The 12966-nt window shown below is 58.8% G+C and carries 9 protein-coding genes and 1 pseudogene; 2 read left to right on the top strand and 8 right to left on the bottom strand.

Features of this window, described 5'->3' with window-relative positions; all coding sequences use genetic code 11:
• Window positions 1-44: 44 nt before the first annotated feature.
• The 3 genes from OGM81_01190 to rlmB are packed head-to-tail and all read right to left on the bottom strand — an operon-like array spanning window position 45 to window position 4994.
• Window positions 45-440, bottom strand: a complete 396-nt coding sequence (locus tag OGM81_01190) for a transposase (protein UYJ43798.1) — start codon at window positions 438-440, stop codon at window positions 45-47.
• Window positions 441-473: 33 nt separating this feature from the next.
• Window positions 474-4175 (bottom strand): hypothetical protein, encoded by a 3702-nt coding sequence (locus OGM81_01195; GenBank protein ID UYJ43799.1) that lies wholly within the window; start codon window positions 4173-4175, stop codon window positions 474-476.
• A gap of 33 nt (window positions 4176-4208) precedes the next feature.
• Entirely contained in the window at window positions 4209-4994 is a 786-nt protein-coding gene (gene rlmB / locus OGM81_01200) for a 23S rRNA (guanosine(2251)-2'-O)-methyltransferase RlmB (protein ID UYJ43800.1), read from the bottom strand.
• A 600-nt stretch (window positions 4995-5594) separates the two neighbouring features.
• Between rlmB and fba the strand changes: the two genes are divergently transcribed.
• Window positions 5595-6458, top strand: coding sequence for a class II fructose-1,6-bisphosphate aldolase (fba, locus tag OGM81_01205; GenBank protein ID UYJ43801.1), 864 nt, complete (start codon window positions 5595-5597; stop codon window positions 6456-6458).
• 700 nt (window positions 6459-7158) lie between these two features.
• On the opposite strand, the gene OGM81_01210 is transcribed toward fba, so the two are convergent.
• From OGM81_01210 to OGM81_01230, 5 genes and pseudogenes are all read right to left on the bottom strand, one after another.
• Window positions 7159-8055 (bottom strand): recombinase family protein, encoded by an 897-nt coding sequence (locus OGM81_01210; protein UYJ44945.1) that lies wholly within the window; start codon window positions 8053-8055, stop codon window positions 7159-7161.
• A gap of 234 nt (window positions 8056-8289) precedes the next feature.
• On the bottom strand, window positions 8290-9066 hold the full coding sequence (udp, locus tag OGM81_01215; GenBank protein UYJ43802.1) for a uridine phosphorylase: 777 nt from the start codon (window positions 9064-9066) through the stop codon (window positions 8290-8292).
• 91 nt (window positions 9067-9157) lie between these two features.
• Window positions 9158-9364, bottom strand: a pseudogene (locus OGM81_01220) (sigma-70 family RNA polymerase sigma factor).
• 116 nt (window positions 9365-9480) lie between these two features.
• Complete coding sequence (locus OGM81_01225) at window positions 9481-10185, bottom strand: zf-HC2 domain-containing protein (GenBank protein ID UYJ43803.1); 705 nt, start codon at window positions 10183-10185, stop codon at window positions 9481-9483.
• Complete coding sequence (locus tag OGM81_01230; protein ID UYJ43804.1) at window positions 10178-10690, bottom strand: RNA polymerase sigma factor; 513 nt, start codon at window positions 10688-10690, stop codon at window positions 10178-10180. Before OGM81_01230 ends, OGM81_01225 begins: the two co-directional genes overlap by 8 nt.
• Before the next feature lie 682 nt (window positions 10691-11372).
• Here OGM81_01230 and OGM81_01235 point away from each other — a divergent pair.
• Entirely contained in the window at window positions 11373-12737 is a 1365-nt protein-coding gene (locus OGM81_01235; protein ID UYJ43805.1) for an MATE family efflux transporter, read from the top strand.
• The last annotated feature ends 229 nt before the right edge of the window (window positions 12738-12966 follow it).

Here is a 12966-nt window from a genome sequence, read left to right on the forward strand (position 1 = left end):
ATGGGATTTGCGGTGCCGTAGTATTGTTTGTGCAAACTACAGCTTTATACAAAGCTGCGCAGCAGCCTTACGGCCGGGCGCACCACTTTATCGGGGATACGGGCGCGGAACCGCGCTACCGTGCGGGCAGAAAATGGCATCTCATCGCTGAAAGTTTCCATGCCTAAAAAATACTGCAGGTAGGGGCTTTCCCGCACCAGCTGCACCACCTCGCGGTCCGAGACCTCGTAATGCAGCTGGATAACACGGCAGCCCAGCGCGATGCGGGCTGAGATGGCCGCTTTGCCGCTGGGGGCAAACAGTTCACTATAGCCCTGCTCAAAACGGTCCCAATCGATGGCTTCGGCCAGGCGGACCCAGCGGTTTTTATCGCGCAGTTCTCCATGGTACGGCGGCAGATAGTCATAAATCGACATCTGCTTTTCTTTGGCACGGTACACAGGCGTAACCCCTCTCTACAACAATACGGAAATTTAATACCGCTGGAACAGCGGGAAGATCATAGCCAGCACGCACCACGCGGCCTGGTACAATACCAGTGCGGGCAGCGGCAGGGTGGCCAGGCCGCCGGTCAGGGTCAGCAGTACGCCCAAAACGCAGCTGATAAGCACCGAGGCAGTGACGACGACGGCGGACTTGCGCTCGCCCTCGGCAGCACCGGCGGCAGCTTCCAGGCCGCCCACAAAGCTGGCAAAGCTGCCCAGATGCAGCATGTTGCCGTCGCTTTCCGGCAGCCAGGCGGTGGCCGGGTTCATCAGCTCATGCTCGGCGGTGTTCAGCACCTTCACGGCCCCGGCGGGCAGGCTGTAGGCAGCCTCCAGCAGGGCGGTATCGCAGTTGAAATCGTCGCAGTCGACGATCAGCGACAGGCCGGAATGGCGCAGGCTGTCCAGCACGGCGGCGGTGTCCGGGTCACGCTGGTAGGCCACCTGGAACATGGCAAACAGTTTGCCGGAGACGGCCAGGTAGATCATGCGGCGCTGGTTGACGGTATGGTGCTGCTCGTACTCCAGGCTGGGCAGCTTGACGCCGTAATCCTGCATCAGGCTGCGGTTGCCTACCAGCACGCGGCGCTTGTTGACCCAGCCGATGTAGCCCTTGCCGTAGACGGCCTCGCGGTCATCCACCTTGGCAATCATGCTGCGGTCGCCCAGCATATTCAAGAAGACATCCCGCAGCGTGGGGCAGGCCTCAGCCATGATGGAGGCGGCATAGACGATGGCCAGGTCGATGGGGGCGTTTTTGATGGGCTTGATGCCCGCCAGTGTGACGCACCCCTGGGGGAAGAGATCCCGCGCGGTGACCTGGATGACGTTGATGCGGCCCAGCTGACGGATGTCACGCCAGCCCGGCACGACCGCGCCCACCTGGGCGGCGCTGCGCTGCATCAGGCGTGCGGGCAGGGCGGCCAACAGCGTGCCCGCCAGCGGCGCGGCCAAGCACAAAATGCTGGCCAAAATGGTGACAGCGCTGGTCAGGTTGTGGGTGCGGATGACAGTGATCAGGAAGCCCAGCAGCGCGCAGCCGCCTGCGGCCCAGGCAAACTGCTGCTGGTTTTTATCACTGGTACCGGCAGCGGCGCTGCTGGCCAGGAAACCACGGAAGATCTGCGTTGGGCGGCTGACCAGCACCGACGGGTGCGGCTGGGCCAACCCCTGAGAGGCCGCCCGCAGCGCGCCGGCGTCTTTCAGCCGGTAGGCTACGGCGTGGTCTACATTTTTGCTGACGAGCTGGAAGTTATCCCGCACGGTGGCGGCGTTCATCCGCTTGCCTACGGTGTTGACGCAGAGTACCAGCGCGGCAGGCCCGGCCAGCAGGGTGACCTCGTTCGTGTAGCCTTTTGTGACCAGCACGATGAGCGCCTGCAGCAGCGCACCCACTACGGCCAAAGCGGTCAGGCTGTCGGGGGTCGGCTTTTTGGCCAGACCCTGCAAACCGTTCAGCAGTGTTTTCCAGTTGATACCGGCGGCCGCGGCCAGCAGCACCAGGGCTACGGCCGGGTAGACGGTTTCCCCGGCCAGAACGCCGGGCATGGCGGGCAGGGCGGCGGCAATGAACGCCAGCACCAGCAGCACCAGAGCCGCCGCGCCGCTTACGATGCAGGCGGTAGTCAGATGCAGCAGGTTCTCGTCCAGCTCCTTGCGCACGGCGGGGGCGTCCTCGGCGCTCTCGTAATCGCGGCGGCGGGACACGGGGATCTCGGCAGTGTCAAAGGGCTGGGCAGCGGAATCCGCCGTTTCATCGTCGGCCTTGCCGCCCAGATGGAACCCGCCCAGGCGGAACTTGTCCAGCAGGCCGGTGTGAGCGGTGCTCTCCCCTGCTTCCTCCTCCAGATTGGAGGTGAGCCGGGCGGCCATCTCGTCGTAGCGAGTGGTCTCGTCGGAGATCGCGCCGGTGTTGATGGCGTTGGCGATGTTATCCACAAAGGAGCCGGTGGCAGGCTCGACGGGAGCCTGGCCCAGGTTTTGGGTAAAGCCGGTGTGGGCCGGTGCGGCAGGGGCCGCGTAGCTGCCCAGATCCTGCGTGAAGCCGGTATGGGCGGGCTGTGCCTGCGGGGCCTGCCGGAACGGCTGCGTCTGGGCAGGCTGGGCGGCGGCATCGGGCGTGACCGGCGTTAGGCGGATGCGCCCGGTCAGGGTATCCACCAGATCGTCCACGGCATCGCGGGTGTGGTGATAGCTGTCGGCCATCAGGGTCGGCTCGTCCACAGCAGGAGCCGGGGCAGCCGTATCGGGCTGCGGTACGGTATCGACCTGGGGCGCGGGCTGCGGCGCTGCGGGTTGGGCAGGCTGCGGCTGGGCCGTATGGGGACGCACGGCGTTGTAAGCGCTCATGAACTGCTGGGTGCTGTCCGACGGCGTTGGCGCGACTGAACCGAGCTGCATCGTAAAGCCGGTGGTGGTCTGGCCGGGCTGGATGGCCTGGGTGCTCTCCAGGCCGGGCAGGTCCAGCGGCTCACCTACCGGTCCCTGCAGCGGCGAGGGCTGAGCCGGGGGCGGCGTGCTGCGCTTTTGGCCGGGGGTGAATTCCACGGTGCTGCGCTTTTTACGGTAGATCGTGCTGGTAGCGCCCGGGTCGCGGGCAGGGGTGCGGCTGTTTTTTTGCTCGTTGACGACGCCTCGCAGCATTTGCAGTGTGTCGCCTGTCAGGGTAGCACCGACCAGCGTGCTGCTGGAAGATTCGCTTTGGGGCTGGGTGTATTTGCTGCGCCAGACGTTGGTGTTGGTCTCCGGCTCCGGCTGGATGGCCGGGCGCAGCGGAGTCAGCGTCGGCTCGTCCTGCCGCTCCTCGGGGATCATCAACTCGTCGGTGGCGTCGGTATCGGCGCTGCTGCCACCGCCAAACAGGCTGTTCAAGAAGCCGTGCTTGCGGGCAGGCTTCGGCGGCGGGGCCTGCTCGGCCTCGGCTTCATCCGGGAAATATTCATCCTCGGTCTGGTAGGAACTTTGCGCGGGAGCATCGGTGTGGCCGCCGCTCAGCGAGACGTTGATCGGCTCGAAATGGTCGGTATCGTCGGCGGGTTTCAGGCCGAAAGGCCAGCGCTTTTTCTTGCCGGTGTCGTGGAAACGGCCCTTTTCATCGGGCACGACGGCGACGGAATCGGCGAAGAAGCGCTGGAAATCCGCTTTGCCCTCGTTCAGCGCGGTGGTGTTGGAAACATCCCCCTCCGGGGCCATCTTGCGCAGAAAGTCCTTGATGATGCCGGTGCGGGTGGTGTCCTGGGTGCTGCCCTCGGTGGGGGCGGATTGCTGCACCGGCCGGGCAGGCTGCACATTTTGCACAGACTGCACGGGCTGGGCCGGACGCATTGGGGCCGTAGGGGCGGCAGCCGGCTGGGCATCCGGGACAGATTGCACCGGCCGCTGGGGGGCTGCCGCACGGGGCGTTTCCGTTGTGCGGCGGGGTGCCGGTGCGGGCATGGAGGCAGGTGCAGAAGTTGCCCCGGCACTGCGCATAATTTCATCAAAATCGTCAGGACCGCTGAAATCGGAAAAAGCGATCTGGCTGTCCTGGGTCGGCGTGTTCTGCAGCGGCGTGGTGGAAATACCCACGCTGCGCAAAATTTCATCGACCTGATGATCGGTGACGCTGGCGCGTACGCCGTCCGCCGCCTGGCGCTGGTTCAAATCCGCCAGGATGCGGTCTACCGAATCATTGGTACGTTTGCTTGGCATTTTTATGCTCCCTTTATAAGGTAGAGATACAAATTACTTCTTGGCGGTGCGGCGGCGCAGTACGTCGTAGCACAGGATGCCGGCAGCCACGCTGACGTTGTAGCTGTCCACGCCGGTGGACTGGCCGGGGGCCATCTCCAGCGTGACGGCGGCGTCGCAAAGCTTGCGGGTCAGGGCGGAAGGACCGCCGCCCTCGCTGCCCAGCACCAGGGCCACCGGGCCGGACAGGTCGGTCCTGGCCAGCGGTGCACCGCCCAGGTCAGCGCAGTAGACGAAGATGTTATGCTCCTTAATAGTGCGGATGGCCTGCGCCAGGTTGGACACGCGAGCCACCGGCAGGCGGGCCGCTGCCCCGGCGCTGGATTTCATCACAGTGCCGGTCACGCCGACGCCGCCGCGCTTGGGGATGACCACGCCGTGGGCGCCGCACAGGTAAGCCGAGCGGATGATGGCACCCAGGTTGTGGGGGTCCTCGACCCCATCGCACAGCACCAGGAACGGTGCTTCGCTTTTGGCCTCAGCAGCGGCAAACAGATCCTCCAGCGAGGCATACTGCACCTCGGCGGCGCGGGCGGCCACGCCCTGGTGGTCGTCGGTGCCGCAAATCTTTTGCAGCTTATGGCCGGGTACCCGTTTGACCACCGCGCCGGTCTGCTTGGCCAGGGCGGTGTAATAGCCGGCAACCGGCTGCGGCAGCGAGTCTGCCAGATAGACAGTATCCACCGCGCCGCCGCTTTTCAGCAGCTCGGTCACGGCATTTTTGCCCCATACCAGCGTGTCGGTGCGCGGTTCAGCCTGCTCGCGGGCAATCTTTTCCATAGGGTACCTCCTGCGGGGCATTGCCCCGGTAATTGTCGAAAAATGCACCAGCGGTGAAAAGGCTGGCTATACAGATAACAGTATAGCACACCCCGCGGCCTTTTGTCACCTTTATTTTGCGCTTTTTAGCGGGTCTGTACTGCTTTTTTACAACTGCTGCCGCCGCAATGCGCCAAAAGTACAAAGACCCCCTGGCGGGTGCGCGATAAAGCGTTGTTTATACAAACCGTAGTGGAAAACCCACTTTCCCCTTGTTGAAAACTCTGTTGAAAAGGTGGAAAACCAGCATAGCAGCCAAGTTTTCCACAAAAACGGGGGTGCGTTTTCCACAAGGGGTGGAAAAGTTATCCACATAACAGGTTGGATAAACCCTTTTGTCAAGATGGGAAAAAAGCTGATTTCTTGCCTCCAATTCCCCCGTTAAGCTGACAAAACTGCCAAATTTTTGCAAAGGCTGGCAATCTTTGGTACAGTGCGCCAAAAGTGCATGAAGGTTCTGAAATTTAGCTGTTGATTTTTTGTCAAAGTCGGGTTATAATAGGACTATCGGTGGGCTGAACGCCAGTGCCACCGCTTAACAATCATGTGGAGGTATGTGATATGCTGGTAAATGCTACCAATATGCTGCTGAAAGCACGCGATGGCCACTATGCCGTCGGTCAGTTCAACATTAACAACCTGGAATGGACCAAGAGCATTCTGCTCACTGCACAGGAGATGAACTCCCCCGTCATCCTCGGTGTTTCTGAGGGTGCCGGCAAATATATGACCGGTTTCAAGACCGTTGCCGCCATGGTCAAGGCCATGGACGAGAGCCTGGGCATCACCGTTCCCGTTGCCCTGCACCTGGACCATGGCACCTACGAGGGCGCTAAGGCCTGCGTTGCCGCCGGCTTCACTTCCATCATGTTTGATGGCAGCCACTACGACATCGATGAGAACGTTGCCAAGACCACCGAGCTGGTTGCCCTGGCCCATGACCACGGCCTGTCCATCGAGGCTGAGGTCGGTTCCATCGGCGGCGAGGAAGACGGCGTCATCGGTATGGGCGAAGTCGCTGATCCCGCTGAGTGCGCCAAGATCGCTGCCCTGGGCATCGACTTCCTGGCTGCCGGCATCGGCAACATCCACGGCAAGTACCCCGCCAACTGGCAGGGCCTGAACTTCGAGGCTCTGGACAAGATCCATAACGCCACCGATAACATCCCCCTGGTGCTGCACGGCGGCACGGGCATCCCGGCTGACATGATCCGCAAGGCCATCAGCCTGGGCGTCTCCAAAATCAACGTCAACACTGAGTGCCAGCTGAGCTTCGCCGATGCTACCCGTAAGTACATCGAGGCCGGCAAGGACCTGCAGGGCAAGGGCTTCGACCCCCGCAAGCTGCTGGCTCCCGGCGCCGAGGCCATCAAGGCCACCGTCCGCGAGAAGATCGAGCTGTTCGGCTCCGCCAACAAGGCCTGATTTTAATACGCAAATCCAAAAGCCCGAAGGTGCAATGCCTTCGGGCTTTTTGCTGTTTACACACCTCCCCGTCCTCCGGCATACCGTGGTACAAGGAGGTGTTTACTATGCCAACAGGCAGTATCCAAGTTTATGCGTCTGTGGCGGGGCAGGCGGCGCCGCTGGCAGGCGTGCAGGTGGCGGTGCTGGATGAATCCGGTGTGACCGTGGCCCGCCTGACCACTGACGAAGCCGGTGCGGCAGAAGCCACAAACCTGCCCGCGCCCAACGCCAGCTACAGCTTGCAGGAGACCAACACGACGGTGCGCCCCTATGCCGTCTACCGCCTGCGGGCCGATGCCAGTGGCTGGCAGAGCCAGATTTTGGACGGCGTGCAGGTATTTGACGGCCAGCAGACGGTGGCGCGGCTGGAGTTTTTGCCCGGCGGCGGGGACGGAAACGCTCTGCCCGCACGGGAAACCGCGCCCCAGACCGTCACCATCCCACCCCATGTGCTGTTTGCCGGCGACGGCGGCAGCGGCCCCGCGCCCGAGGAGCGCCTGCCCGGCAACGTGCTGAGCGAGGTGGTCGTGCCCCGCAAAATCACCGTGCATCTGGGCCGCCCGGCGGCCAGCGCCCGCAACGTGACGGTGAGCTTCCAATCCTATATCGCCAATGTGGCGTCCAGCGAAGTCTATCCCACCTGGGTAGGCCATGCAGTTTACAGCGCTCCCCTGCCACGGCGGGCCAGCCGCGCCTGTACGGCGGCAAAGTCGGCGCGGGAGACAAGCCCCTCATGGGTACCTGGCACCACGATCCATTGCGACCGCGGCAGCCGCACGCTGCGGGCAGACTTGTAGCTGACTTTGCGGCGGCGGCCCTGCTCTAAATCGCCTGCGTAGGTACGGTTGGTCAGCATCTGGTGCAGGGTGGCGCGGCTCCACTGGCCGCTGCCGGTGTGGGCCGGTCCGCCGTGCTGCTGGCGGTAGACGCTGGGCGGCGGGACGCCCTCGGCGTTTAAAATATGGGCGATGCGCGCGGTGCCGTACCCTTGCAGATACAGCGCAAAGATGTGCCGCACCACGGCGGCAGCTTCGGGGTCAGGCAGCAGGCGGCTGTGGTCGGCGGGGTCTTTGCAGTAGCCGTACAGCGCAAAGGTGGCGATGTAATCCCCCTGCCACCGCTTATGCGTCAGCACCGAGCGCACATTGTCGGACAGATCCTCAAGATACCACTCGTTGATAAGCCCGTTGATTTGCCGGGCTTTTTTCCCGGCACGGTCCTGGGTATCCACGTGGTCCACCACGGCGATGAAGCGGATGCCCCACTCAGCAAATTTGCCGTGGAGGTACTTTTCCACCAGCTCCATATCACGGGTAAAGCGGGATTGCGTTTTGGCTAAAATCACGTCAAATTCCCGCCGTTCGGCCGCCGCCAGCATCTGGTTGAACGCCGGACGGCGCCGGTCGGCGCCGGAGTAGTCCTCGTCGATGTAGACTTCCTGCACGGTGTAGCCGTGCTCAGCCGCATAGCGTAACAGCATCGAGCGCTGGTTCTGTATGCTCTCGGATTCGGGCCCGGTTTTGGCCGCGTCCTCCTTGCTAAGGCGGCAGTAGATGGCAGCTTTTATGCGGCATCCCCCCTTCGCCTAAATATATGCGGTACATACAAAAAAGGCTCCCTCTGTGAGACAGACTCCCCCGATACGGGAGCGTTGTCGCCGAAGGTGAGCTGCATTCCCGATACAGAATACACGCACAAACGAAACGATTTTCCGAAATTGGCCTAAAAGGGTGACGATTGGAAAAAAAGAACGGCACACCGGTCAGGGTGTACCGTACGAGCTATGAAATTAGTGCCCCTCTTTGTCGATCATCTTGCGGATGGCATCGATGGCGACGCGGATGGCGAGGTCGGTATCGTGTACCTGGGCATTGGGCAGGCCCTTTTTGGCGCGCTCCTGGTTGGCGACCACCAGGAACAGCGAGCCGACCCGCACGCGGCGGTAAGCGCCGGCAATGAACAGCGCGGCGGACTCCATCTCCGACGCGATGCAGCCCATGCGCAGCCAGGCTTCCCACTTGTTCAGCAGCTCGTAAGAGACGGGGTGTTTTTCGGGCTGGTGCTGGCCGTAGAAGGAATCCTTGCACTCCACCACGCCGGTGTGGTAGGTAACGCCTACGTCCCTGGCGGCGTCCACCAGGGCGTTGGTCACGCCGAAATCAGGCACGGCAGGGTACTCGATGGGCGCGTACTCGCGGCTGGTGCCCTCCATGCGGATCGCGCCGGTGGCAATCACGACGTCACCGCCGCAGACATCCTCCTGCATGCCGCCGCAGGTGCCTACGCGGATGAAAGTGTCAGCCCCGCAGTTGGTCAGCTCTTCCAGCGCGATGGAAGCGGACGGGCCGCCGATGCCGGTGCTGGTAACGCTGACGGGTACGCCGTTGAGGGTGCCAGTGTAAGTAACGAACTCGCGGCTGTCAGCCACCAGACGAGGGTTATCAAAATATTTGGCAATTTTGGCGCAGCGCTTGGGGTCGCCGGGCAGAAGCACATAGCGGCCCACATCGCCGGGACCCAGCCCGACATGATACTGCTTGCCGCTGCCTTCAGTATAATCGACCATAGGTTTCAACCTCCTGAATAGATATTTGAGTATATTATACAGCGTTTTGGGGGAGGTTGCAACCAATTAAATATAGAAGAACACAGGTGTGAAATGGATAGTGTTTTTCTTCTATCAGATATTCAAGCGAGATTTCCCGCTTGCGGCGGCTCCGTATGCTCCGGGCTGCGTCTATGGCAGCGTGGCGAATAACAGTCTTGCAAAAGGCATCGTGTGTATGCCGGATATGTTCTTGATACTTTTCGTGTTCGGTCATGGAAAATCCCCCTTTCTGAATAATGGCAGAGGGCGGCAGCATCTTGTGCTGTCGCCCTCTTGATTACCGAACAGCAAAGACGGGCGGGGCTGTCAACGGCGGCGCATTTCCGCCGTTCATCTTGACCGTTGACAGGCTCGGCTGGGTTTGCTATCTGCTCACGGCAATTCACTCTCATTGATAGGAATTGCTTCAAGTTCCGTATTCAAATTGTTCCAATAAGAGCCAATATCCGCACTTGTGAAATACTTAAAACCGCCTGCTTCTGACTTCAATTCGCCGTTTTTAACTCCATAGCAGGCGTAAATCAAATCGTAGCTTGTTCCATCTGAGAGGTTAAATCTAAAGCTGGTCACATCTGCTCCGGCAGTTTCCTCAGTTGTTTTGTCTTTTAAGGATAAGCCCTTGAACTTATCATACAGGGTCTTTATATCATTTTCAGCAACGACTACTTTCTTTTCTGCTGATGCAGGCACTCCGTCATAGTGGTACATTTCAACGCTTTCGACATCTTCAACCTCAAATGGGAAGTCGATTTTGACAGGCGCATAAGCAATGTTTATAGGTAACAGAAAGAGAGCTGTAAAAATTGCAATGATACAAAGAGCGATGGAAACGAGAACAGCAATCGTTATCTTTTTTCTGCCTCTCTGCTTTTCTTTTGCCTCATGGCGCATAATAACGCTTTCGCTTTCTTCGTGAAGAACATCTTCGTTCGTGTGAGAAAGCAATTTCTGATAAATTGCGTTACAGTCAGCACAGGCGTTCAAATGCTCTTTTACCATCTCTGCGCTTGCTTCGCTGCAAGCACCGTCAACATACAGCGGAAGAATATCTCGAATAATATCGCATTGTTTACTCATGCTTTTCATCCATCCTTTCTTGAATTTTTAGCTTTGCACGATGATAAGTAACTCTCGCCCATGATTCTGTTTTTCCAAAAATTGCAGCGATTTGTGAAAAAGATAGTTCCCCGAATACGCGAAGCTGAAAGACTTCTTTGTATGGTTCTTCCAAACGGTGAAGAACGAGGTGTATGCGGAACGTCATGTCAGAATCTGCAACTGAGTTCTCAACATTTTCATTTGATGGCAAGTCATTGATTTCACTCACATCAGCTACTCGCTGACGGCTTCGCATTTCATCATGGTAAAGATTTTTTGCTATGGAGCAAAGCCATGTCAATTCATCTGACTTACCTTTGAATTGTGATGTTGTAGAAACAGCCTTATAGAATGTGTTCTGCGTGATTTCCTCTGCTATCTCACGATTTTTGGCAAGAGAAATAGTATACGAGTATACCTGTAAATAGTAGGCTTTATAGAGCTTTTCATAGTCCATACTTGTCATCACCTCCTTCAGCTTCATAGGTTAGACGGAGAAAGCGGAATTTCGTTACAAAGAAGTTTGAAATTTTTATACCTTTACGCTACTCTTGCTTTCTGCGGACTATTGGTAGACGCGCATTAACGGCAAGCAAAGAGATTGCTGTGTCAGCTTGATATGTTCAAATGCTAATTAAGTATAGCATACAGCTATGAATTTTTCTATTGCGTTCCCCTGACTTCGGAATAGTGGCAGGGCTGGCTGTCTTTGTTTTGCTTTGTGCTTCTCTACCGTACATGAGCATTAGCGCAGGGGATGTTCCCAGCAGAATACACGGCCAGAGGAGCTTCCCATGAAAGCGAATATTCCGCAGGCGAAGCCGCAGAACGCTTTTGCCTGTGCAGAGATAGCGGATGACAAAACCGGCGGACACACCCTGTGAGAGGATGGTCGCCAGGGTCGCGCCCTGAACACCCATATGAAAACCGTTTATGAATAGCGCATCCAGCACAATGTTCGTCACGGCGCCCACAGCTACATTATAGGGCGGAAACAGGGAAAGCGGAAGATAGGGGGCAGTTTATGAGTTGCTCATAAATTTCATAGTGACACCGATTTGTTTCCTGTACATAGGGGGCCTTTTTAGCGGTCCCCTTGCTTTTGCCCCGTACCTATGCTACAATAACGCGAGTATGCGAAAAAAGGAAAGGAAAATCCTCCGACCATGGACGAAAAAATGTCATCCTCCGGCACCACGGACCTGACCACCGGACGGCCGCTTTGGCGTATTCTGGTGTTTGCGCTGCCGCTGGTGCTGGGCACGGTGTTCCAGCAGCTGTACAGCTTTGCCGATACAGTCATCGTGGGCCGCTGCCTGGGCACCGACGCACTGGCTGCTGTGGGCAGCACCTACTCGCTGAACTTTTTGATTTTGGGCTTCATCCAGGGCGCGTGTGTCGGCTTCGGCATCCCGGTGGCTGAGGCCTTCGGCGCGAAAAACCGGGACGACCTGCACCGCTACCTGGCCAACGGCGCGTGGCTCTGCGTGGCGATAAGCGTGGTGTTTACGATTTTAACTACCCTGCTGGCCGCGCCGCTGCTGCAGCTCATTCACACGCCGGACGATATTTTTGCGGACGCCGTCAAGTACATCCGGGTCATCTTTCTGGGCATCCCGGCCACGGTGCTGTACAACTACTCGGCCAGCGTGCTGCGGTCGCTGGGCGATTCCAAGCATCCGTTCTACTTTTTACTGGGGGCCAGCATTATAAACATCGGGCTGGACTGGGCGCTCATCGTGCCGGTGGGCATGGGCGTGGACGGCGCGGCGCTGGCCACCGTCGTCAGCCAGCTGCTCAGCGGCCTGCTCTGCACCTGGTGGTTCTTCGCCAAGGTGGAGGGCATCCGGTTTACCAAAGAGAACACCCGCCTCTCCCCTGCCCACTGCAAGCGGCTGGCGGTCATCGGCCTGCCCATGGGGTTTGAGTATTCGGTCTCCGCTATCGGCGCGGTCATCATGCAGGACGCCATCAACCTGATGGGCAGCGTGGTGGTGGCCGCCCAGACGGCGGGCGAAAAAATTCGCCAGATGTTCACCCTGCCGATGGAAAGCGTGGGCATGGCCATGGCCACCTACGTGGGCCAGAACCACGGCGCGGGCCGCAACGACCGCATCAAACAGGGCATCCGGGACGGCTGCCTCATTCAAATTGTGTACAGCATCGCCGCCTGGTTTGTCATCTGGCTTATCAAACCCTTTGCCGTCGGCCTGGTGCTGGGCGATGCCGACCCGGCCGTAACGGCGGGGGCGCTGGACTATCTGGCGGTCATCAGCACGCTGTTTGTGATCCTGGGCTTCCTGATGATCTTCCGCAACACGCTGCAAGGTTTGGGCTACAGCACCATGGCGGTCATCTCCGGCGTGGGTGAGCTGATCGGCCGCAGCTTTGGCGGCTGGCTGGCCCTGCATGGGCTGGGCTTTTTGGGCATCAGCCTGGCCAACCCCATCGCCTGGGGCTTTGCGCTGTGCTACTGCGCGTTTATGGTAACGCGGATGCTGCGCAAAGAGGATAAGCAGGCGGCAAAATAAGTGATAAAGGCTCCCCTCAAGGGGAGCCTTTGCATCCACCGCACCTATTTTGCACTGCCCAAAAACTACTTTTTGGCCCCTTATATACTATAAAACTAGAAAAACACCCCAGTGTTTTTAACTGCTTATAACTGTTTTTACAGTTATAAAAACAGTTAAATATAACTTAGATATGTAATTTATATAACTGTTTATCTAGTTTTGCAGTTATATAAAGGGGCGAATACAC

It is taken from the genome of Oscillospiraceae bacterium (assembly GCA_025758045.1).
In the GTDB taxonomy this organism is placed as follows: domain Bacteria; phylum Bacillota; class Clostridia; order Oscillospirales; family Ruminococcaceae; genus Gemmiger.

Bases quoted from the DNA above. Each gene is read 5' to 3' on its own strand.
- OGM81_01195 (UYJ43799.1), bottom strand. From the start codon at position 4,175: ATGCCAAGCAAACGTACCAATGATTCGGTAGACCGCATCCTGGCGGAT.
- rlmB (UYJ43800.1), bottom strand. From the start codon at position 4,994: ATGGAAAAGATTGCCCGCGAGCAGGCTGAACCGCGCACCGACACGCTG.
- fba (UYJ43801.1), top strand. From the start codon at position 5,595: ATGCTGGTAAATGCTACCAATATGCTGCTGAAAGCACGCGATGGCCAC.
- udp (UYJ43802.1), bottom strand. From the start codon at position 9,066: ATGGTCGATTATACTGAAGGCAGCGGCAAGCAGTATCATGTCGGGCTG.
- OGM81_01225 (UYJ43803.1), bottom strand. From the start codon at position 10,185: ATGAGTAAACAATGCGATATTATTCGAGATATTCTTCCGCTGTATGTT.
- OGM81_01230 (UYJ43804.1), bottom strand. From the start codon at position 10,690: ATGAAGCTGAAGGAGGTGATGACAAGTATGGACTATGAAAAGCTCTAT.
- OGM81_01235 (UYJ43805.1), top strand. From the start codon at position 11,373: ATGGACGAAAAAATGTCATCCTCCGGCACCACGGACCTGACCACCGGA.